The sequence below is a fragment of the Bradyrhizobium sp. AUGA SZCCT0283 genome (assembly GCF_018130385.1).
In the GTDB taxonomy this organism is placed as follows: Bacteria; Pseudomonadota; Alphaproteobacteria; order Rhizobiales; family Xanthobacteraceae; genus Bradyrhizobium.
This window is the reverse complement of sequence record NZ_JAFCLU010000004.1, coordinates 240741-262485: the sequence shown is the minus strand read 5'-3', so window position 1 is coordinate 262485 and position 21745 is coordinate 240741. Positions and strand designations below refer to the sequence as shown.

The 21745-nt window shown below is 64.3% G+C and carries 19 protein-coding genes; 3 read left to right on the top strand and 16 right to left on the bottom strand.

Going from position 1 to position 21745, the window contains the following annotated elements:
* Positions 1–128 precede the first annotated feature (128 nt).
* From JQ624_RS08555 to JQ624_RS08490, 14 genes are all read right to left on the bottom strand, one after another.
* Entirely contained in the window at positions 129–3065 is a 2937-nt protein-coding gene (locus tag JQ624_RS08555; protein WP_212418419.1) for a bifunctional [glutamine synthetase] adenylyltransferase/[glutamine synthetase]-adenylyl-L-tyrosine phosphorylase, read from the bottom strand.
* The gene (locus JQ624_RS08550) at positions 3062–4528 is read right to left on the bottom strand and encodes an ATP-binding protein (protein WP_212418418.1); all 1467 of its coding nucleotides are present in this window, start codon (positions 4526–4528) and stop codon (positions 3062–3064) included. Before JQ624_RS08550 ends, JQ624_RS08555 begins: the two co-directional genes overlap by 4 nt.
* Positions 4529–4896: 368 nt before the next feature.
* On the bottom strand, positions 4897–5412 hold the full coding sequence (locus JQ624_RS08545; protein ID WP_212418417.1) for a YkgJ family cysteine cluster protein: 516 nt from the start codon (positions 5410–5412) through the stop codon (positions 4897–4899).
* 213 nt (positions 5413–5625) lie between these two features.
* A complete protein-coding gene (locus JQ624_RS08540; protein WP_212418514.1) occupies positions 5626–6306 on the bottom strand; it encodes a response regulator transcription factor in 681 nt (226 codons plus the stop codon).
* A gap of 398 nt (positions 6307–6704) precedes the next feature.
* Positions 6705–8303, bottom strand: a complete 1599-nt coding sequence (locus tag JQ624_RS08535; RefSeq protein WP_212418416.1) for a Do family serine endopeptidase — start codon at positions 8301–8303, stop codon at positions 6705–6707.
* Positions 8304–8603: 300 nt separating this feature from the next.
* On the bottom strand, positions 8604–9128 hold the full coding sequence (locus JQ624_RS08530) for a DUF1993 family protein (RefSeq protein WP_212418415.1): 525 nt from the start codon (positions 9126–9128) through the stop codon (positions 8604–8606).
* 78 nt (positions 9129–9206) lie between these two features.
* Positions 9207–9704: a cytochrome c-type biogenesis protein gene (locus JQ624_RS08525; protein ID WP_212418414.1), complete on the bottom strand. Its 498-nt coding sequence runs from the start codon at positions 9702–9704 to the stop codon at positions 9207–9209.
* 4 nt (positions 9705–9708) lie between these two features.
* Positions 9709–11691 carry a heme lyase CcmF/NrfE family subunit gene (locus tag JQ624_RS08520; protein WP_212418413.1) on the bottom strand — a complete coding sequence of 661 codons (1983 nt, stop codon included), beginning with the start codon at positions 11689–11691 and terminating at the stop codon, positions 9709–9711.
* On the bottom strand, positions 11688–12179 hold the full coding sequence (gene ccmE, locus JQ624_RS08515) for a cytochrome c maturation protein CcmE (protein WP_212418412.1): 492 nt from the start codon (positions 12177–12179) through the stop codon (positions 11688–11690). The genes JQ624_RS08520 and ccmE overlap by 4 nt, the downstream gene beginning before the upstream one ends.
* Before the next feature lie 41 nt (positions 12180–12220).
* Positions 12221–13324 (bottom strand): c-type cytochrome biogenesis protein CcmI, encoded by a 1104-nt coding sequence (ccmI, locus tag JQ624_RS08510; RefSeq protein ID WP_212418411.1) that lies wholly within the window; start codon positions 13322–13324, stop codon positions 12221–12223.
* 231 nt (positions 13325–13555) lie between these two features.
* On the bottom strand, positions 13556–14962 hold the full coding sequence (locus JQ624_RS08505) for a hypothetical protein (protein WP_212418410.1): 1407 nt from the start codon (positions 14960–14962) through the stop codon (positions 13556–13558).
* Between the two features lie 161 nt (positions 14963–15123).
* Positions 15124–16497, bottom strand: coding sequence for a sensor histidine kinase (locus tag JQ624_RS08500; protein ID WP_212418409.1), 1374 nt, complete (start codon positions 16495–16497; stop codon positions 15124–15126).
* A 98-nt stretch (positions 16498–16595) separates the two neighbouring features.
* A complete protein-coding gene (locus JQ624_RS08495; protein WP_212418408.1) occupies positions 16596–17267 on the bottom strand; it encodes a response regulator transcription factor in 672 nt (223 codons plus the stop codon).
* Between the two features lie 272 nt (positions 17268–17539).
* Positions 17540–17692, bottom strand: coding sequence for a hypothetical protein (locus tag JQ624_RS08490; RefSeq protein ID WP_212418407.1), 153 nt, complete (start codon positions 17690–17692; stop codon positions 17540–17542).
* A 261-nt stretch (positions 17693–17953) separates the two neighbouring features.
* On the opposite strand from JQ624_RS08490, the gene JQ624_RS08485 reads away from it, so the two are divergent.
* Complete coding sequence (locus JQ624_RS08485) at positions 17954–18931, top strand: Ku protein (RefSeq protein WP_212418406.1); 978 nt, start codon at positions 17954–17956, stop codon at positions 18929–18931.
* Positions 18932–18967: 36 nt separating this feature from the next.
* Entirely contained in the window at positions 18968–19204 is a 237-nt protein-coding gene (locus JQ624_RS08480; protein ID WP_212418405.1) for a hypothetical protein, read from the top strand.
* Between the two features lie 82 nt (positions 19205–19286).
* On the opposite strand, the gene JQ624_RS08475 is transcribed toward JQ624_RS08480, so the two are convergent.
* Entirely contained in the window at positions 19287–19451 is a 165-nt protein-coding gene (locus tag JQ624_RS08475) for a Flp family type IVb pilin (protein ID WP_212418404.1), read from the bottom strand.
* A gap of 216 nt (positions 19452–19667) precedes the next feature.
* Here JQ624_RS08475 and JQ624_RS08470 point away from each other — a divergent pair, with 216 nt between their 5' ends.
* Positions 19668–19835, top strand: coding sequence for a hypothetical protein (locus JQ624_RS08470; RefSeq protein WP_212418403.1), 168 nt, complete (start codon positions 19668–19670; stop codon positions 19833–19835).
* 65 nt (positions 19836–19900) lie between these two features.
* On the opposite strand, the gene JQ624_RS08465 is transcribed toward JQ624_RS08470, so the two are convergent.
* Positions 19901–21451 (bottom strand): porin, encoded by a 1551-nt coding sequence (locus tag JQ624_RS08465; protein WP_312014392.1) that lies wholly within the window; start codon positions 21449–21451, stop codon positions 19901–19903.
* Between the last annotated feature and the right edge of the window lie 294 nt (positions 21452–21745).

Below are 21745 nucleotides of genomic sequence, written 5' to 3'. Positions count from 1 at the left end.
GACAATTCCGAGCCGACGCAGGAGTTCCAGCACGGACGGCCGGTTCGACGACTTGCCGTTCGTCACGGGCGCGCTCGGATTGCTCGGCACCGAACCGATGAGCCGGAACGAAGGACCGGCAGTCCGCCCTAGCCGCCGCCCACCAGCGCCAGGAACACCCGCCGCACCTCGCCTTGCGTCTCGCGCACCCTGGCTTCCAGCGTCGAGAAATCAGGGGTGTCGCCGGCGCGCGCCATGACATGCAAGAGATTATCGCCTGAGGTTTCCGGGTTGAACTTGCCGGTGACGCACAGCCTGAGGATCTGGGTCAGGTCGTGATAGAGCCGCGCCGCGGAGCGCAATACCTCGGCGTCGGACTGCGGCAGCACGCCGAGGTGCGCGGCGTTGTCGAGCACCTGCAGCGTGGCGACGCTGAGGATTTCCGGTTTTTCCGAGGCGTGAACGAGCTGCAGATACTGCGCGATGAAATCGATATCGACGAGCCCGCCGGCGGCGAGCTTGAGGTCCCAGATGTCGTCCTCGCCCTTTTCTTGCGCAATCGCCCGGCGCATGTCGGCGACATCGCCCGCGGTGGAGACCGCGTCGCGTGGCCGCGTCAGCACGCTGCGGATGATGTCCTCGATCTTCTCGCGGAACGCCGGTGAAGCCGAAATCACCCGCGCCCGCGTCAGCGCCATGTGCTCCCAGGTCCAGGCTTCGCGTTCCTGATAGTCGGCAAAGGAATCGATCCGCGACGCCACCGGTCCGGCCCGGCCGGAAGGACGCAGCCGCATGTCGACGTCATAGAGCACGCCGTAATTGGTCCGGGTGGTGAACGCCGAGATCAGCCGCTGGGTCAGCCGCGCGAAATACTGCGCGCCGTGCAGCGATCGTTCGCCGTCGGAATCGGGACTATCAGCGTCGAAATCATAGAGCAGGATCAGGTCGAGATCGGAGGACGCCGTCATCTCGCGGCTGCCGAGCCGGCCCATCGCGAGGATCGCAGTCTCCTGTCCCTTGATGCGGCCGTACCGGGTGGCGAACTGATCCCTGACCAGGCCGTGCACGGTATGCACGATACCCTCGGCGACGTCGGCAAAGGCGACGCTGGCCTGCTGGGCGGACACCGTGCCGGACAGGATGCGCGTGCCGATCAGGAACAGGCTCTCCTGGCCGAACAACCGCAGGCGATCGAGGAAGTCTTCGTAGGAGTCCGCGTCCTTCAGCGTCGTCGCCAGCCGTGCCGACAATTCCTTCTGGTCCGGCATCGCGCCGAAGAAACGAGGGTCGATCAGGCCGTCCATGATCTGCGGCTGGCGCGCCAGCATGTCGCCGAGCCGCGGCGCTGCACCCAGGATCAACGCCACCAGCGCGACGAGCTCCCGGTTTTCTCTCAGAAGCGAAATCAGCCGGCCGCCGCGCTGCAAGGCGCCGAGAAAACGATCGAACGCGGTCACGGCGTCGTCGGGGTCTTCGGCATGCGCCAGCCCGTCGATCAGGCCGGGCACGAATTCGATGAAGGCAGCCTTGGTCGCTTCGTTGCGGAGCGCGCGGTAATTGCCCTGCATCCAGACTTGCAAAGTGCCAGCCACCGCGACCGGCTTCTTGAAGCCGAGCGTCGTCAGATGGTCGAGCAGGCGCGCATCCTCCGGCCCTGCGGCGTAGTTGACCTGCGGCAGCTGCACCGTGCCGGTCGGATCGCCCTCGAACAGCTTGCTGTAATGCCCCTGCACGATGTTGAGATGGCCGAGCAGATCCTTCGCAAAGGCTGCCCTGCTCTCATAGCCAAAGAAGTTCGCAAAGCGCTCGACGGCCTCGGCATCTTCGGGCAGCGCATGGGTCTGCTCGTCCGAGATCATCTGCAGCCGGTGCTCGACGCGGCGCAGGAACTCGTAAGCCGCCGTCAACTCTTCACAGGCCTGGAAGGTGATCCAGTTGCTGGTGGCCAGGACCTGCAACGCATGCAGCGTGGGGCGCACGCGCAATTGCGGATGGCGGCCGCCGGCAATGAGCTGTTGCGTCTGCGCGAAAAACTCGATCTCGCGGATGCCGCCGCGGCCGACCTTGACGTTGTGGCCTTCGACCGAAATCTCGCTCTGGCCGCGATAGGTCTGCATCTGCCGCTTCATGTCGTGGACGTCGGCCAGCGCGGCAAAATCCAGATGCTTGCGCCAGACGAACGGCGAAAGCTCCGCGATCAGCGCCTCGCCGGCTTTGGCGTCGCCGGCGCAGACGCGCGCCTTGATCATCGCGGCGCGCTCCCAGGTCCGCCCTTCCCGCTCGTAATAATGCAGCGCCGCCTCGGTCGAAATCGCCACCTGCGTCGAGGCCGGATCGGGCCGCAGGCGCAGGTCGACGCGGAACACGTAGCCGTCGCCGGAGCGTTGCTGCAGCAGGCGGGCCAGCGCCTGCGTCACACGAACGAAGAACGGCGCCGGCTCGATGTCGGCTACCAGCGAGGTGGCGGCGGGATCGAAGAACACGATCAGGTCGATGTCACTGGAATAGTTCAGTTCCCCCGCGCCCATCTTGCCCATCGCGAGCACGATCAGGCCAGAGCCCTCCTCCGGCCGGTCGTGATTGAGGGCGGTCATGCGGCCGCGCGCGACCTCCTGGCGTAGCAGGAAGCGCAAGGCGGTCTGCACCGAAGTCACCGCCAGGTCGGTCAGCGCCGCCGTCACCCGCATCACCGGCCAGACCCCGCCGATGTCGCACAGCGCGATCAACAACGCGGCTTCGGACTTCATGCGGCGAAGCAAATGCATCACGTCGGCCTCGCCTGCGGCGGCGAGCAAGTCGCGCGAGGTTTTCTCGATCAGCGCGGTGAGATGTTGTTCCGGGTCACATGCCAGGAGGCGGAGCAGCCGCGCGGCATCCGCGCGGATCAGGTCGAACAGGTATGGCGAGAACTCGACGATGCCGAACAGGATGGCCCGGGCCGGCGGACGATCCAGCCACGCGCCGATTTCAGCCGATTGCTGTGGCTCCAGTTCGGCGAGCCAGTCTCCCAGGCGTTGTTCGGCGGTGCTGCTGGCAGTGATACGCGGCCCGCTCACGAACCGCGCGGCCAAGGCGGAGGAATTCATGCCACCTTCTGTGGCACATCCGGCGTTTGAGCCGCAAGCCTGTCACCCGCGGCAGATAGCGCCGGGATGACCAGCGTCGCAGTCAGGCCGGGATGCGAATCGCCGAGCCTGAGTTCACCGCCGTGCAGGGTCGCCACCGCGGATGCCAGGCTGAGGCCGAGCCCGGAACCCGGCAGCGTCCGGCTCGCCTCGAGCCGCACGAACCGCTCGACCGCGTGCTTGCGATCCCCTTCGGGAATGCCGGGCCCATGATCGGTGACGCTGAGCAGCACGTGGTCGCCCTCGCGCCGCGCCTCGATCAGGATCTCCCTGGTACGCGCGGCAGCAGCAGGATCCAGCGGCTGCACCACCGGCGACGGCTTGCCGTATTTGATGGCGTTCTCGACCAGGTTGGCGAGCGCCTGGCTGATCAGCTCACGGTTGCCGTGCAGCCGCGCGGTCGCGGCCTTGACGCGCAGGGTCATGCCATCGTCTTCGGCAAGCGGTTCGTACAATTCGTGGATCCCCTTGGCGACGTCGGCCGCGTCGAAATCGTCCATGTTGCCGCGCGCCTGCCCCGACTCGGCGCGCGCGATCATCAACAGCGCATTGAAAGTGCGGATCAGGCCATCGGACTCCTCGATGGTCCGTTCCAGCGCCGCGCGGTATTCGGCCTCGCTGCCGGAACTCGCCAGCGCCTCCTCGGCGCGGTTGCGCATGCGCGTCAGCGGCGTCTTCAGATCATGGGCGATGTTGTCGGAAACTTCCTTCAGGCCCGTCATCAAGGCCTCGATGCGCTCCAGCATCGCATTGAGGTTTTCCGCGAGCCGGTCGAGTTCGTCGCCGCTGCGTCCGACCGGCAGCCGTCCGGAGAGGTCGCCGGCCATGATCCGCCTTGTGGTGCCGGTCATGGCGTCGATCCGGTGCAGCACCCGCCGCGCCACGAAGATGCCGCCGCCGATGCCGAGCACGATGACCACCAGAAGCGACCATTGCGCGGCTTTGGCGACGATGCCGAACAACCTTCGGCGCTCCTCGAGGTCGCGGCCGACCAGCAGGCGAAAGCCGTTGGTAAGCTCGGTGATCCGCACCAGCGCGCGATGCTCAGCCGTGTCCCGCTCGTCGAGCCGGCGATAGCGGGTTTCCGACCAGCCGATCGAGGCCATCACGCCCGGCGCCAGCGCATCAACATTGCCGGCGATTGCTTTGCCCTCAGGCGTGGTGACGAGATAAAGATTGGCGCCGGGTCGCAGCGCCCGGTTGGCGAGCGTCAAGGCCAAGCCGTGCAAACCGCGGTGCGTATAAATGTCAACGATCTCGGCGGTTTCGACGTTCACCGTAGCGGTGATCTGCTCGTTGATCAGCCGCCGCGTATTCCATGCGAAATAGCCGAGCAGCGAGGCTGCAAACAGCGCAAACAAAAACAGATAGACCAGCGTCAGCCGGAACGCCGTGGTGCGGATCAGTTTACCGAAGGCCGTCACGGATCATGTACCTTAGGGAACAATCGGTAAATTCGGGCACCATCTTCCTCCCGTCCTCCTAGTTGCATTTACCATTCGGCGAGCGTGTACGGGACCTTATTGGCCTCTCGAAACTGTGCCGTCACGGTTCACAAGGCTAGAGATGGAACAGGCCCCTACCTAGTTAAATCTCTGCAATCTCGCGCGCCTAAGCCCCCGGGATAACGCGATGGACCAGAAGGCGACCTCCCGGGATCCAGTGTGGATGGCACGTCCGTTCCCCCTCGCGAGCGGACATTCGTGAGACCGCCCAGCATGTCAGCTTAGTGCGCCAATACCAGAAGTCGTGGAGTTAAGGGCGGCTCGCTCGATAAGCGCAGAAACTTACCCTAATGCGCGCGCGCCACTCGCTCCGCAACGTAATCCTTCCCTTTGGCGGTGAATGTTTCACGGACTACAAAGCCATCCTCCGGCGACATCGGGCCAATCGGGACAGGTCCGGTCGGCATGATGAGGGTTGCGTTGCCATTGACAAAAACGAGAACGTGACGCCGGTCCTTGAGGAGTTGCTCCGCCATCGCCTTTAACCGAGAGAAGTATGGTTCCTTACGCCACGCAAACGGTGTTCCGGGATCGACTTGCGCGTAGATGAAACCCGTCGTCGGGTAAATGGAGAGTACTATTTTCGAAATTTCCGGCTTCCACTCCGGCGGCATCGTCACGTCTTGCAACCACAGGCAAACAAATGAGCGGCACTGCTCAGGTCGATCCTCGTAGATGCGGCAGCCCGAGCCAATTGCACAATGTTCGCACCATTTTCCCTCCTGCTTGTTCAGGACCGGAATGCGGTAAACCTTACAGCACATTGTGCAGGTCCCGCAGGCTCGTTCATTCGCAAGCGACATTATAGAACCTATGGGGAGTATTGACCAAGATGATGATTTACGACGAGAGCAGTTCAGAGGCAAATTCAAAGGCAGCACCGCACGGCCCATAGGAACAAATAGGCAATGTCGCTTGAGGGGTCAAACTCGGACCTCGCACCGCCACCCAGCTTAGTCCGCTCCCATCCTCAACAGCAGACATCGTCAGAGCGCATGGGCATTGCCGATATGCTTTCAGCGTATCCCGTCACGGATCATGTATCCGGCGCCGCGGATCGTGTGCAGCAAGGGCCGCTCAAAACCCTTGTCGATCTTGGAGCGCAGCCGTGAAATATGCACATCGATGACGTTGGTCTGCGGATCGAAATGATAATCCCAGACGTTTTCGAGCAGCATGGTGCGGGTCACCACCTGGCCGGCATGCTTCATCAAATATTCGAGCAGGCGAAACTCGCGCGGCTGCAGCGTCAACTCGTCCTTGCCGCGGGCAACCCGATGCGAGAGGCGGTCGAGTTCGAGATCGCCGACGCGGTAGGTGGTCTCTTCAGCCGGGCCGACATTGCGGCGCGACAGCACTTCGACGCGCGCCTGCAGTTCGGCGAATGAATAAGGCTTCGGCAGATAATCGTCGCCGCCGGCGCGCAGGCCCTTGATGCGGTCGTCGACCTGGCCGAGCGCAGAGAGGATCAGGACCGGCGTGCGGTTGCCCTTCTCGCGCAGCGCGCCGATCACGGACAGGCCGTCGCGCTTGGGCAGCATGCGATCCACCACGAGCACGTCGTAATCGCCGCCGTCGGCCATCGACAGGCCCTCGTCGCCATCGCTGGCAAGATCGGCGACATGGCCGACTTCACGGAACGCCTTGACCAGATAGTCGGCGGACTCGCGGTCGTCTTCGATGATCAGCAGGCGCATTTGCGGGGCTGTTGCGGTCACGGGAATAGGCTTTCTCTCACCATGGCGCGGCCGCCCCGCACATGCAAGGCGACCGGCCGTTCTCGATGGAATCGTGATGCGGTCGGGGCCGACCGCATCACGATCTCATCTGCTTCTTTGCGCATGATCTCCGCGCAAACGCTCCGCGTTTGTCGCAGGGAAAACCGGCTTCCACTTTTCCGGATCATGCTGGCAAGTGAAAAAAGCGGGCGGTGAAGCTGGGGGACCTCACCGCCCTTAGGCCCTTCCGACGGAGGGGGGCGTATTCCGCTGGAAGGTTGCCAGAGGGAGCGAGTTTTGGACCCGCTCCCCGGAAGGAGACGTCGGCGGGGGCGACGAATGCCGGCGAAACCCTCCATCTGATATCTAGTCCTTGTTTAGCCCTTCGCCAGCGGCACCGCTACAAAGCGCGACGAACCGCCGCTCTTCACGCGCATGAGAACGCTGTTCTTGTTGTCGGTACGCGCGGCATCGATCGCTTCGCGCACATCACCGGCGCTGGTGACGCTCTTGCCGGCAACCTCAAGAATGACGTCGCCTTCCTTGAAGCCGCGTTCGGCCGCCGCGCTCTTCGGGTCGACCTCGGTGACCACGACGCCTTCCCTGCCGGCGCCGGCCACGCTGTTGGCGGGGGCAACCGTCAGGCCGAGTTTCGGCACGCCGGTTCCCTTGGTCAGGCCACCCTTGTCTTCCTTGTCGGTGTCGGCCTTGGCCTCGATCGTGTTCGGCAACTGGCCGAGCGTGAGGTTGATGACCTTTTCCTGGCCCTTTTGCAGCACGTTGAGCTTGACCGCATTGCCGGGCGCGAGACCGCCGATGGTGCGGGCGAGTTCCTTGGCATCCTTGACCGGCTCGCCGTTGACGCCGGTGATGACGTCACCGGACTGGATGCCGGCCTTAGCCGCCGGACCATTCGGCTGCGGTTCCGCCACCAGCGCGCCTTCCGCCTTCTTCATGCCGAGGCTGTCGGCGATGTCTGATGTCACCGGCTGAATCTGAACGCCGATCCAGCCGCGGCTGACCGAGCCCTTGTCCCTGAGCTGGGCGATCACGTTCTTGACCGTCGAAGCCGGGATCGAGAACGCGATGCCGACGCTGCCGCCGGACGGCGAATAGATCGCGGTGTTGACGCCCATCACCTCGCCATTGGTGTCGAACGCCGGACCGCCGGAGTTACCCTTGTTCACGGGCGCGTCGATCTGGATGAAATCGTCATAAGGGCCGTTGCCGATGTCGCGGCCGGAGGCCGAGACGATGCCGGCGGTCACGGTGCCGCCGAGGCCGAACGGATTGCCAACCGCGAGCACCCAGTCGCCGATCCTTGGCTTGCTATCGGACAGCTTGGCGAACGGGAAATCGGTGCGCCCGGCGACCTTGATCAGCGCCAGGTCGGTGCGCGGATCGGTGCCGATCACTTTTGCGGTGAAGGTCTTTCCGTCGTCCATGGTGACTTCGACCTTGTCGGCGCCGTCGACCACGTGGTTGTTGGTCACGGCATAACCGTCAGGCGAGATGAAGAAGCCGGAACCCTGACCGGTCACCGGGCCACGGCCGCTACGCGGTCCACCGCGCAGGCCGGGCGGCAGGCCATCCGGGCCGCCGAAGCGGCGGAAGAAGCGCTCCATCGGCGAACCCGGCTGGAAGGGCGAGTCCTCGTCCTTGTTGGCGCCGTCGTCACCCTTCGCGGTTTTCTCGGCGATATTGATCTTGACCGAAATTACCGACGGCTTCACGCGCTCGACAATGTCGGCAAAGCCGATCGGCCGCTCGACCTTGCGGACCTCGGTGTTGACCTGCGCGTGCGCCGCGCTGGTGAAGACATCGAGCGGGCCCTGCTGCGGCGAGAAGCCATACACGGCGGCGCCGAGGCCGGCGACGACAGAAGCCATCAGCGCGAACTTGCGTGCGGAGAACAGCGAACGGCGCGCTGCGCCGTAGGATGGAAGCTGGGAAAGATCGACGGGACGTTCGGTCATGTTGCTAAATCTCCAGAGAATCTGAATTCGACGGTGCGGGGGCTGGGCACCTGGCAGGACTGAAGATGGGGTCTGCCGCCTTACCGCGCGCTGGCTAGGGAATTAAACTTTTGTAATGCAGACGGTTATGGATGCGGCAGAATATCGCAGGTAATCAATGGCTTAGCAAAAGTCCAAAATCGCGCGTTTCGGGGCATAAACACCCCCCTCCGACCCGAAAACGCCGTCCGGCCGCATGGAACAGGCGGCGCGCGGGGATACGCGACCATCCTTGCGTCCCGTCTCGCCCCGAAAACCCGCTCAGCTCCTCTTCAACTTTAGCCGGCCCATGAAATCGCGCTTGCCCAGCGGCACACCATTGGTGCGCAGGATGTCGTAGGCGGTGGTGGCGTGGAAATAGAAGTTGGGCAGCGAGAACGACATCAAAAAGCCCTCTGCCGTAAAGGGTAGCTTGTGATCGCCGAGGAGAAAGACGACGTCACGGCCCCCGAGCGCATTGACGGCGTCCGGCGTCCAGCCCTCCAGCGCCTCGCGGGTTTGCGCGACCAGCGCCTGCAATCCAGCATAATCGTATGGCGCCTTGAACGAGGGTGGACGAAATTCTCCGCTCTGCGCGGCTTCGATGGCGCCGCGGGAATGCTGGGCGACGGAGATGATCTGGAAACGCAGCGGCAGCATGTCCGGCGCCAGCCGCGCCTCGACCATGGTTTCCGGATCGATATTCTGTTCACGGAAATAGACCAGGCCACGTTCGAGGAAGCCGCTGACGGCGCCGAGGGTCTGCAGATAATTCGCCACGCTGGCGTCGTAGAGTGAAAAGGCCATGTCCGGTTTCCCCCTGGCGATGTTTATTTTTGAACCGAGGGAGTCATAGCGGAAACCCGCCCGCTTGCAACGGCGGGCTTAAGCCCGCTTGTCCGGCGCATCGGCCGCGAGCAGGCGCTCCAGCTTCGACTCTTCCTCTTCCGTCAAATGCAGGAGCGAGGGATCGGTCGCGCTGCCGGCATTCGCGCGGCGGCGGCTGTAGAACCAGAGCGCCAGTCCGCCTCCGATCAATGCGAGCGGCGGCAGCAGCCACAGCAGCAGCGTATGCGGCGTGAAGCGCGGCTTCAGCAGCACGAACTCGCCATAGCGCGCCACCAGGAAATCGATCACCTGGCTGTCGCTGTCGCCGGTCGCGATCCGCTCGCGCACCAGAAGCCGCAGGTCGCGCGCCAGCGGCGCGTCGGAATCGTCGATCGACTGGTTCTGGCACACCATGCAGCGCAGCTCGCGCGACAGGTCGCGCGCGCGGGCTTCCTTCACAGGATCCGACATGATCTCGTCGGGCTGCACCGCGTAGGCGGCCGGACATCCGACCACGAGCGCGACAATTGCAATGCGGGCGAGAAGCGTCCTCAACGGCTCACTCCGCCGGCTGCAGCGCGCGGGCAGCCTTGGCAGGCTTTGGCGCGCCGACGCGCAGCCGCCGGTCCGAGAGCGACAACAGGCCGCCGAAGGCCATCAAGACCGGTCCCCACCAGATCAGCAGCACCAGCGGCTTGTGATAGATGCGCACGGCGATGGCGCCCTCGGCGTTGGTTTCGCCGAGCGAAACGTAAAGCTGGCTGGCGCCGCGGGTCAGCAGCGCGGCCTCGGTGGTCGACGAACCGCGCGTGGTGAAATTGCGCTTCGATGGCGTCATCACCCGCAGCGTCTCTCCGTCGAGGCTGACCGTGAACTGGGCAATCATCTCGCGGAAATTCGGCCCCTGCCGCTGCGTCACGCCATCGAGCTTCAACTGGTAGCCGGCGACCTTGGCGACATCGTTCGGCTTCATCGAGCCGATATATTCGCTGTTCCAGGTGGTTTCGCAGACGATCCCGATCAGGGCGATGCCGACGCCGGCATGCGCGAACGCCGTGCCCCAGGTCGCGCGCGGCAATCCACGCGCGCGGGCCATGGCGGTCACCAGGGGCGCACGAAACAGCGCCGTGCGATCGGCAAGGTCGCTCAGCGCACCCGCGATGACAAAGACTGCGAGCCCGATCGCGAGCGGTGCGAACGTGGCACCACCCCGGGTCCACGCCCACAGCAGGGCGATGGCGATCAGCGCCGCGATGCCGGCTGCCGTCAGCCGCTGCGCCGCGCCGAGCAGATCGCCGCGCTTCCATGCCAATAGCGGCGCGAACGGCATCGCCGCCATCAGCGGCACGAACAGAGGTCCGAAGGTCAGGTTGAAGAACGGCGCGCCGACCGAAATCTTGTCGCCGGTCACAACCTCCAGCGCGAGCGGATACAGCGTTCCGATGAAGACGGTAGCGCAGGCCGTGGTGAGAAAGAGGTTGTTGAGCACCAGCGCGCCCTCGCGCGAGATCGGCGCGAACAGCCCGCCTTGCTTCAGCGCCGACGCGCGCCACGCATAAAGGGAAAGGCTGCCGCCGATGAAGAGGCAAAGGATCAGCAGGATGAACACGCCACGCGCCGGATCGGTCGCGAACGCATGCACCGACGTCAGCACGCCTGAGCGCACCAGGAAGGTGCCGAGCAGCGACAGCGAGAAGGTCAGGATCGACAGCAGGATGGTCCAGACCTTCAGCGCGTTGCGCTTTTCCATCACGACGGCGGAATGCAGCAGCGCCGTGCCGGCGAGCCAGGGCATCAGAGAAGCATTCTCGACCGGGTCCCAAAACCACCAGCCGCCCCAGCCGAGCTCGTAATAGGCCCAGTACGAACCCATCGCGATGCCAAGCGTGAGGAATATCCACGCCATAAGCGTCCACGGCCGCACCCAGCGCGCCCAGGCGGCATCGATGCGGCCTTCGATCAGGGCGGCAACCGCAAACGAGAACGAGATCGAGAACCCGACATAGCCGAGATAGAGCATCGGCGGATGCACCGCGAGGCCGATGTCCTGCAGCACCGGGTTGAGGTCACGGCCCTCGATCGGGGGGCTTGCGATGCGCAGGAACGGATTCGAGGTGACCAGGATGAACAGATAGAACGCGGCCGCGATCCAGCCCTGCACCGCCAGCACGTGCGCGCGCAGCGACAGCGGCAAATTGTTGCCGAAGGCGGCGACCAGGCCGCCGAACAGCGCCAGGATAGACACCCACAGCAGCATCGATCCCTCGTGATTACCCCACACGCCGGTAATCTTGTAGAGCAGCGGTTTCATCGAGTGCGAGTTCTCGAACACGTTGACGACGGAGAAATCCGAGACGACGTGCAGCATCACCAGCGCCGTGAACGAGGCCGCCACGAACAGCAATTGCGCGAGCGCGGTGGAGCGCGCGACGTTCATCAAGGCATGATCGCCCCAGCGCGCGCCGAGCAACGGCACGGTGGACTGGATCAGCGCCAGTCCGAGCGCCAGCACCAGCGCGTAATGCCCGGCTTCCGCGATCACTTCGAGGCCCCCTGGACCGGCGCGGACGCAGCCGGAGCGCCCGGCTTTGCGCCGTAATCGTCCTTCCAGTGTCCCTGTTTCTTCAAGGCGTCGGCGACGTCCTTGGGCATGTAGGTCTCGTCATGCTTGGCCAGCACGGTATCGGCCCTGAACACGCCGGAGGCATCCAGCGCGCCTTCGGCGACGACGCCCTGCCCTTCACGGAACAGGTCCGGCAAAATTCCCTTGTAGGCGACCGGCAGCGTGGCGCTGCCGTCGGCGACGCTGAAATTGACCGCGAGATTGTCGCCGCGCACCAGCGAGCCCGGCTGCACCAGGCCGCCAAGGCGGAACCGCTTGCCGGGCGGGATCTGTTTCTCGGCCGCCATCGTCGGCGTGGAAAAGAACACGATGGAGTCGCGCATCGCGTTCAAGACCAGCGCCGCGGCGATTGCGAGCACCGCGAGCGAGCCGCCGATCATGGTCAAACGCCGTTGCTTGCGCGTCATTTCTATCCTCTGTCCTCGCCTTTGGGTTCCGGCATCCTGCCTCACCCACCAAGCCCGAGATTCTTCACGCCCTCATTGAGCTGGCGCAAGCGTTCCGCATCGTTGGCGACCGCCTGGCGCGCCTCGACAAGCGCGCTCGCCGCCTTGTCGCGTTCCCCCATCACCATATAGGCCCGCATCAGCCGCAACCATCCCTCGACATCGTCGCCGTTCTGCTTCAGGCGCGTCGCGAGCCGATCGACCATGCCACGGATCATCGCCCCACGGTCATCTTCATTCAGGTCCTTGGCGGCAGCCATCGCATCGTTGGAGAGCGCCGGTGCAGCGGGTCCACCTACCCGCGTCAGCGCCGCCTGGACCAGCGGCCGCCATGGCGCGTCGGCCGGCGCCTTGGCGAGCATCGCGCGCCAGATCGCGGCGGCGTCGGCCTGGCGACCATCCTGTTCGGCGGCGAGCCCGAGGAAATAGTTTGCCCTGGGCTCGTCGGCGTTCTGTGCGACCGCGCGTTCGAATTCGGCCTTGGCCTCCGCCGTGACGACGCCACCCGCCACAATTGCAAGGGCTTCACCGAGATCGGAGCGGCGCTCGGCGCTGTCGCCGGCGTAATTGATGACGTTACGATAGGCCCGGACCGCGTCATCGTAACGGCCGAGACGCGCCAGCACCGGCGCCAGCACGGTCCAGCCGCGGCCATCTGTCGGATTTTTTTCGAGATGCGCTTCGACCTGCGCCACCATGTTGTCGAGCGGCTGGTTGGCGTCCGCGGCGCGCGTGCGCGAGGCCAGCGGAAAATCACCGAGCCACGGCGATCCGAGCGCGAGGTAGAGCGTCATCGCCGCGATCGGCAACCCCGCCAGCGCCACGATGGCCGAGGCGCGGCGCAGACCAAGGTTCGACCGCGCCGGCAAGTCGCGCTGGCCGTCCGCGGCAGCCAGCAGACGGCGGCCTATTTCAACACGCGCGGCCTCGGCCTCGGACACGCCGATCAGACCCGCGGCGACATCGCGCTCGATCTCGGCAAGCTGATCCTTGTAGACGGCGGCCTCGCTGCCGCCGGCCAGCGCCGAAGAGCCGCGGCTCAACGGCCAGAGCACGGCAAAGATCGCCGCGACCGTCATCAGCGCGAACACAAACCACAGCGTCATCAAGCAGTTCCCGGGCGGAACGACGCTTTCTGGCAAGCGTCGATGCGCCGCTTTACACCACCGGCGGCAAGCCCGGCAATTGACAATTGCGGCAGAAAACCACCCGAATGGGCGGTCAGGTCGGCGGGGATTCAGCGGAATGCGCGAGCCTGGAGCTTTTCCGTTCCGATCGATCGGAATCGGGCTCCGGATTTTTGACGCGAACCGGTACCCGCTTCGCTGGAAAGCACACTAACTGGCCCTGGTCGATTTGCGCTCGCCGATCACGGCATTTTCGGCCGCCCGGCTCATCAGCGACGCATAGTCATGGCCGAACAGGATTTCGCAGAAGCGGATCGCCGCCTGGGCCTGCATCTGGCGGTAGGCGCGCGCCTTGGTGTCGCCGCCGCGCAGCGCCTGCACGAGGCTCTCGGTGGATCGCTCGACGTAGTGCTGCAGGTCGGAATAGGTCCGCAAGGTCACCTCGTTGATGGCGAGTTCGCTGGCATAGGTGCGGCAAACCGCCACGAAGTCGATCAGGGCGGCGATCTCTTCGACCTCCGCGGCGTCGATCTTCGGCGCGGCAGCGATATCCTTGTCGGCGCGCTGGCGCAGGATCCGGCGGACCCGGCCGGGCACGCTCTCGATCTCCGACTGCAGCGAATTGGAAATATCGGCGCGGATCGAGGTGAGCTGGCGGCCCCATGCGGAATCGTTGCGCAGATCGAGTTCGGTGCGCAGCCCGCGCACGCCATCATGCAGGACTTTCAGTTGCTCGCCGACATTGTCGAAATGGCCGCGCCTGATGTCCGTCCGCAGGCAGGCCGTGAGGAACGAGAGATCGTGCAGCGCGATCGTGACGGCGATGCCGTAGGGCGTGGCAGCCACGCGAATCTCGTCATCGGATGCCGCCATCTTGATCGCAAGACGGATGATCTGCCACGGCTGCGCCAGCCGCTGCATGATCAGCGACAGCGCGAACGGCAGCAATTGCGGCGTCTGCAACGAGGGAACGTTGAGCGCCGCCCCCACCGAGGCAATCTGGGATTCCGAAAACACCCGCATTTGGCCGGGCATTCGGCTGCCGAGCGTGTCCAGCGTCTCGCGCGCCCGCAGCACGCCTCCGATCGACAACAAGTCCTCGACGACATTGGGCGGGCCGATACGGGCGAGCGCCCGCTGCCTGTCGTCGCCCGGGACCGGCGTGGCGATCTTGATGATCGCGTCGGCTGCGGCGAGCTGGAACTTGCGGGTGGCGCCTTCGAGGCCGGCGTTGCTGCCGCTCTGCCTGATCTCGGCGAGCGCGGTTTCGAATGCGCGCGCGGCATCGGGTGCCCCGTCGCGGCCCAGCCATTGCCAGATCGGCAACAGCGACGCACGCCGGACCTGGCCGGCCCTGACGGGAAAATTGCTCTCGACGAGAAAAGGCTCGAGCGGACCATACAACAGGCGCGCCGGATCGTCGGTCCGCGGACGCGCCTCGTCGTCTTCCTCGGTTCCGCGCACGACCTTGCGAAGTTGCTCGAGCACGAAATTGGCGACGGCTATGTCCTCGCCGCGCTCAATGGCGCGCTCGAACTCCCGCATCAGCAGCGCCTGCGATTGGGGCGGGAGCTGGGCGAGATAGTCCCTCAGCCGCTCGGTCGATGTCTGGCTCATTGGCCTGGTGTGGATATGCGTGTGTCATGCGGACGGCAAGGCGCGTCCGCCGCCAATCCTAGAAGCGTGCGCGTTAAGAAGTCGTTTAGGAATAACGAAATCAACCCCGGGCATTGCCGGATACCGCCCCCTCAACCACAGGTAATCGGCCGGCGAGGCGTTCAGACCCCCGGCAGCACCAGTTCCGCCCGCAACCCGCCGATCGGGGCGTCGCCCAGGACAAGGCTGCCGCCATAGAGGCCGGCGAGATCGACCACGATCGAAAGCCCGAGCCCGGACCCCGGCTTGGACTCGTCCAGGCGCTGGCCACGCCGGGACACCTGCGCGCGCTCGGCGGCGGACAATCCGCGGCCATCGTCATCGACAATGATCCGGAGCCGGGGCCCGGTACGGGGCTCTGACGGCGGCTCCACCCTCACCTCGATGAAGACCTGCGAGGCCGCCCATTTGCAGGCATTGTCGACCAGATTGCCGGCCATCTCCTCGAGGTCCTGGCGCTCGCCGCGGAACTTGGCCAAGGGATCGGCCTTCGCCGCGATCGTGATGCCGCGATCGCGATGGATCTTTTCCATGGTCCGCCGCAGCGCCTCGATGGCGGGCGCGACCTCGGTGACGGTACCGACGATGGTGACGCGCGCGGCGATGCGCGCCCGTTCCAGATGATGCGCCACTTGATCCCGCATCACATCGGCCTGCTCCAAGACCTTGCTGGCAAAGGGATCTACCGCATGGGCGGAAGCCTCGTTGACGATGACGGAGAGCGGCGTCTTGATGGCGTGGGCGAGATTGCCGACATGGGTACGCGCGCGCTCGACGATCTCGCGGTTGGCGTCGATCAGCGCGTTGGTCTCGCGCGCCAGAGGCGCGATCTCGACGGGAAACTCGCCTTCCAGCCGTTCGGCGCGGCCGGAGCGGATGTCGGCGATCGATTCCGAAATGCGCTTGAGCGGCGCCAGCCCGAAACGGACCTGGAAGATCGTGGTCAGGAGCAGCACGATACCGAGCGCGGCGAAGGTGCCGCCGAGGTAATAGTCGAAGGCACGGATCTCGTCGAAAATCTCCGATGCGTCACCCGCCACGCTGACCAGGAATTTGCCGTCGACACCGAGGTCGACCGGCCGCTCGACGATCCGCAGACTCTGGCCCTCGGGCCCGTCGACGTAACCGAGACGGATGCCGGCCGGGGTCAGCTCCGCGCCGATCTCCTCGAGCTTCGGCAGCTTCTTGTCCCATAGCGAACGCGACGCCCGCGTCTCGGCCTTCTCGTCGGTACGGACGATCTGCCAGTACCAGCCCGACAGGGGCAATTCGAACAGCGGCTCACCGAGCGACTGGAACTGGTGGTCGGGCGGCTCGTCCGGGGTCGCGACTTCGGCGATCAGGGTGCGGAGGTAGAGGTTGAGGCGGCGGTCGAAGGCGCGCTCGGTCGCGTTCCGATAGACCGACGACAGGATCACGCCTGTTATGACCAGGATCACGACCACCCACGCGGTCGCCGACAGGAACAACCGCGTGGCGAGCGAACTTCCGCGCATCAGAGCAAGGTCCCGAAAAGCGTATCCCCAGGCTCCAATCCTGCGGATGGAGACTGGCCTTCGGATAAGATCATGCTCGAATAAAAGAGCAAGGCTCATCAGGTGCCGGGTGACGGCGGCGTCAGCAGATAGCCAAGCCCGCGCACGGTCTGGATGATGTCGACGTCGAGTTTCTTGCGGATGCGGCCGACGAACACTTCGATGGTGTTGGAGTCGCGGTCGAAGTCCTGGTCGTAGAGATGCTCGACCAGTTCGGTGCGCGACACCACGCGCCCGGTATGATGCATCAGGTAGGCCAGCAGGCGATATTCGTGCGAGGTCATCTTGATCGGATTGCCGGAGACGCTGACGCGGCCGGTGCGCGTATCCAGCGAGACCGGACCGCAGGTCAGTTCGGACTGGGCGTGGCCGGTGGAGCGGCGCAGCAGCGCGCGAATTCGCGCCAGTACTTCTTCGAGGTGAAACGGCTTGGCGACGTAGTCGTCGGCGCCGGCGTCAAACCCCTGCACCTTGTCGCTCCAGCGGTCGCGCGCGGTGAGGATCAGGACCGGCATCGCGCGGCCGCCGCGGCGCCACGCCTCCAGAACCGAGATACCGTCCATCTTGGGCAGCCCGATGTCGAGCACGACGGCGTCATAAGGTTCGCTGTCACCGAGGAAATGCCCTTCCTCACCGTCGAACGCGCGATCGACCACATAACCGGCATCCGTCAAAGCCGTCGTAAGCTGACGGTTGAGATCCGGATCGTCCTCAACAACGAGCAGGCGCAAGCTGGCCTCCAAAAATGAGCCCCACGATATCAGATCTCAAGATGAGGCCCACCGGCGTGAACGGGCCATGAACGAGGGCACAGGGCAATGTTACTTTTTCGTCATAACGCATTCGGCGGCCGGGCATGGCCGCAAGCCGAACGCCTAGCATGGCCAATTAACCGCCCCAAGGGGGGCCCGGCAGGTCGCATGCGTCGACAACTTCCGAAAAGGCGGCACGCTTCCCGTCCCCAGGCGGCGGGCGAGCCCGATCGCGTCACCCGGTCGGTCGCTCACGTGCGGAAGAATACGAACCAGACGATGCCCAGGATCAGGACCGCGAGCCCGGTCGAAACCGTCAGGAGCGCGAGCACCGACGGGCCGGGTTCGGCCTGGCGCGCCTCGGTCGGGGTTTCGATGATTTGGCCATGTCGTTGCGTTGCCATGGGGACCTCTTCGAGTAAGTGCCTGTAATGCCAGCGAATGCGTCGACACCGCCGGTTAAAGCAACGCATGATCGGAAGTGATGTTCCGACCCTTTGGGCCGCGCCACGCGGCAGCAGCGGCAAAAAGGTCGCAGGCCGGCCGCAGAACGGGGCCGTTCGGCGGTTAACGCCGTTCCGCGATTCCGTGTCCCGCCGTGTTTGAGACGGGAGCATCCGATGGTATCCTTGCCGGTCGTCTGTTGCGTTTTTTTCGGAGTAGCCATGGCCCCCCGCGCCAATTGGAAGGGTTTTCTGCGTCTTTCGCTCGTGACCTGTCCGGTCGCCCTCTATCCGGCGACGTCGGATACGGAGAAGGTCTCGTTCAACCAGATCAACCGCAAGACCGGCCACCGCATCAAATACGCCAAGGTCGACGCCGAGACCGGCGAGGAAGTTGCCAACGACGACATCATGAAGGGCTACAAGATCGACACCGACACCTACATTGAGGTGTCGAAGGACGAGCTAGAAGACATCGCGCTGGAATCGACCCGCACCATCGAGATCGACGAATTCGTTCCGAGATCCGATATCGACGGCCGCTATCTGATTCGGCCCTACTACCTCGTGCCGGACGGCAAGGTCGGCCACGACGCATTCGCGGTGATCCGCGAAACCATCCGCAGCATGAACAAGGTCGCGATCGGACGCGTGGTGCTGACCAACCGCGAGCACATCATCGCGCTGGAGCCGCTCGACAAGGGACTGATGGGAACGCTGCTGCGTTACCCCTACGAGGTGCGCAGCGAGACGGAATATTTCGACGATATCCAGGACGTGAAGATCACCAAGGATATGCTTGATCTGGCAAGGCATATCGTCGAGCAGAAATCCGCTTCATTCGACCCCGAGCAGTTCGAGGACCGTTACGAGCAGGCGCTGATCGACCTGATCAACAAGAAGCGCAACGGCCTGAGCACCACAGCGAAGGCTGCACCGAAAACGGCCGGCAACGTCATCAACCTGATGGACGCGCTCAAGCGCAGCCTCGCCAGCGAAAAGCAGGCCGCCCCTGCCGCCGCCAAAAACAAAGGCAAGAAGCCGAAGAAGGCCGCTGCCGGCCAGCGCGAGATGCTGTTGCCGATCAGCGGCGGCGGCAAGCGCGCCGCCAAGGAGACGGCCAAGGAAACAGTTAAGGAAGCGCCGAAGAAGGCCGAGAAGCCGGTGCGATCAGCCGCCCGCACCAAGAAGGCCGGATGATTGGGCAAGGAGCGCCATAGCATCATCTAGCGCGCGATGCCCTGGTCAACCCCGTTCGATGACCCGATACCGCTTCGCGGCGGCCGCAGGCTCGTGACGCTGCAGCAGGCCGCCGACTATGTCATGGCATTGCCGGAAAAAGTGCAGCACGAGGCGCACTGGCAGACCGCGGTCGAGAATCTGATCAATGCGGCCGAGACCGGCGGTGGCTGGCTGATGTTCGCGCGGATCGCTGTGATGCGGGCGCTCAACGCGGACGGGAAAGAAGACTAGCCGGCTCCAATCGCTGCCCCCGCCCCTGTCGGGGGTGGCCCGAGCAGCGGCTCCTGCATGGGTGGAGGCCGCCGAACCCCCGCTACTTGATCGAGGCGCTGACGTCGACGAATTTCGTGCTCAGCATGCTGCCGACACCGTTCACCGCGGTGACGATCACGATGCTGATGCCGGCCGCAATGAGGCAATATTCGATGGCGGTAGCACCGCACTCATCGTCGACAAATCGTGCCAATAATCGACGCATAGACAAACTCCTGTCGACGCTCCCCCGAACTCCCGCGCCATACTTGTTAAACTCTAGACGAGAGCGGTTGAAGAGGCCTTGACGAACAGAATGAACGATCGATTAAGGCCGACGAAGAATCCGCGCGACCCGGAATCATACGGTACGGAAAATTTACCATCGATTGCGCACCGCCCGTCCATCGTCGCCCGATCGGCGTCTTGCAGAGTGAGGCAGATGACAGCGCAGAAGCGCAAAACGGGAAGGAATTACATCGGCCTCCTGCACGAGGAGACCGACAAGCGGCGTATCGCCTACCGGTCGGCGGCCGCGAAGCACCGTATCATGGATCACATCCTCGGCCTGATGGCCGCGATGTTCAGTCGCCGCAGCGAAGCGAGGTAGTTGCCCGCCCCGCCGCGGCGTTGAACGAGGGACCGGGCACAACGGCCCGGTCCGGGAGGTCGTTCTCAGAAGTTACGCTGGGCGCGGAGCTGAAGCAGGACCGTGTCCTGATCCTTGAACTCGTAGAGCGCGGACGGCTTCGGAGCGGTCGCCGCGAATACCGAGGAGCCCGACATCTTCTGGTCGAGATGGAACCATTGGACTTCGCCCGAGAACGTCAGGTTCTTGACCGGGGTCCAGCGGGTAATGACACCGAGCTGCGAGACGTTGAAGTCGGGGTTACAGGTGTAGGCACCGGCGGCATTGCCGGCCAAGGCCTGACCCGGGTGGCTGGCGGCGAAGGCGGCGCAATAAGCGCCTTTGGCCGTCGTGGTTCCCGCGCCCAGCAGATTATCGTTCGCACCACCGTCATACCTGACGGCGGAGTAACCGCCGAACAGGCTGGTCGACCAGTATGGGTCCCAGTTGTGATTGAATGCGCCGCGGACGCCCCAGGCCGTGGTCAGGACGATACCGCCGGTGCCGCCGGCGCCGGGGAGGTAGACCCCGTCCGTCGTGGCGCCAAAGCCAACGCTCTCGTAGGCAAAGCCGCTGCTGCCGGACATCGCAAAACTAGGCGATGCCGAACTGGTGGAGATCACAGCTTTGGTACGGCCTTTTGCGTAGCTCGCGTCGAACTTGATGTCGTCGCCGGCTCCGGTGGGCAGGTTCTTGAGCTGCAGCGCAGCCATCACCGATCCTCCCCACTTGGCCTCGGGGTGACCGCTGATTTCGGACAGGACAGTCGGCGCAGCTCCAGCGCCCAGAATGTTGTAAGAACCGCTCACCTCATGCGCGGCCGCCGAAATCTGGAACAAGCCCCAAGCCTGGTCGACGCGGATGTTGCCAACGACGTCGGGAGCGCGCACTCCGGCATAGGCATTCGCGCCGGTACCGTTGGCGCCGATCGCTCCGGGAATGCCCAAATTATAGACCGACGTGCGATCCCATACTACCGGCTCTTCAAGGCCTATGCTGCCCGATACACCGTTGCCGAATTCGGCGGTGTATTGGATGTTGTTGATGCCGGTGTCGGTGGTATGCCCCCCGAGTAGGCTCGCATTGATATTGCCGGGGAAACCCTGCCACGGCGTGGCATAGGCCGATGCGGACTTGCCGAAGGTGAAGCCGGCGAACTGGATGAACATATATTCGGTCGCGATGCTGAACGGACTCGGGACGCCGGTAAACGCTGCGGTTCCGTCGGGACTCGTGAACTGGATGTCCACCTGGCCGAACGTACGAACCACCCCGTATTCGGTGGCGGTGCGGGTATCGATCGTGAACGCCATGCGGGAACGGGAGATGAAGTTATCGCGGTAGCGATTCTGCTGACCAGAATTGCCATTCCAGGCCGGCTGGCCGTGGGCGGCGCCGCCGTTGAAGGTGGTGTCGACGCGCAGATAACCGCCTAGCTTGATGCAGGTGTCGGTGCCCGGGATGTAGAAGTAGCCGGCGCCGTAAAGCGAACAGATTCTGACATATTCGACGGCCTTGGCCTTGACCGGGAGGTCCGCCGCTTGTGCCCCGCTCATGGCGACCAAGCCTGCCGCCGAGCCAAGAATGAGTTTTTGCACCGTAGTCACCTTATAAGTTATAAGTCTCCGATCCTGCGATTCATGCAGTTGCATGAGCACAGGTACTCCAAAAATCCTTCCCGGCAATGACAATGACGTGATGCCGCTTCACTTGGATCGCAGCTGTGACGCTTTCGCAACGCGGCAGCATCGAGCGAACGGCACCCGCAGCAACAATATTCTCTCGATCCGGCCCAAAGTTGCAAAACGCATATCAGCACTTCCGCACTACGCGCCGCGCGCGCTTTACCGGGCGGTAAAATCCTGCTCCAACTGTCGCAAATCGGCCGGACC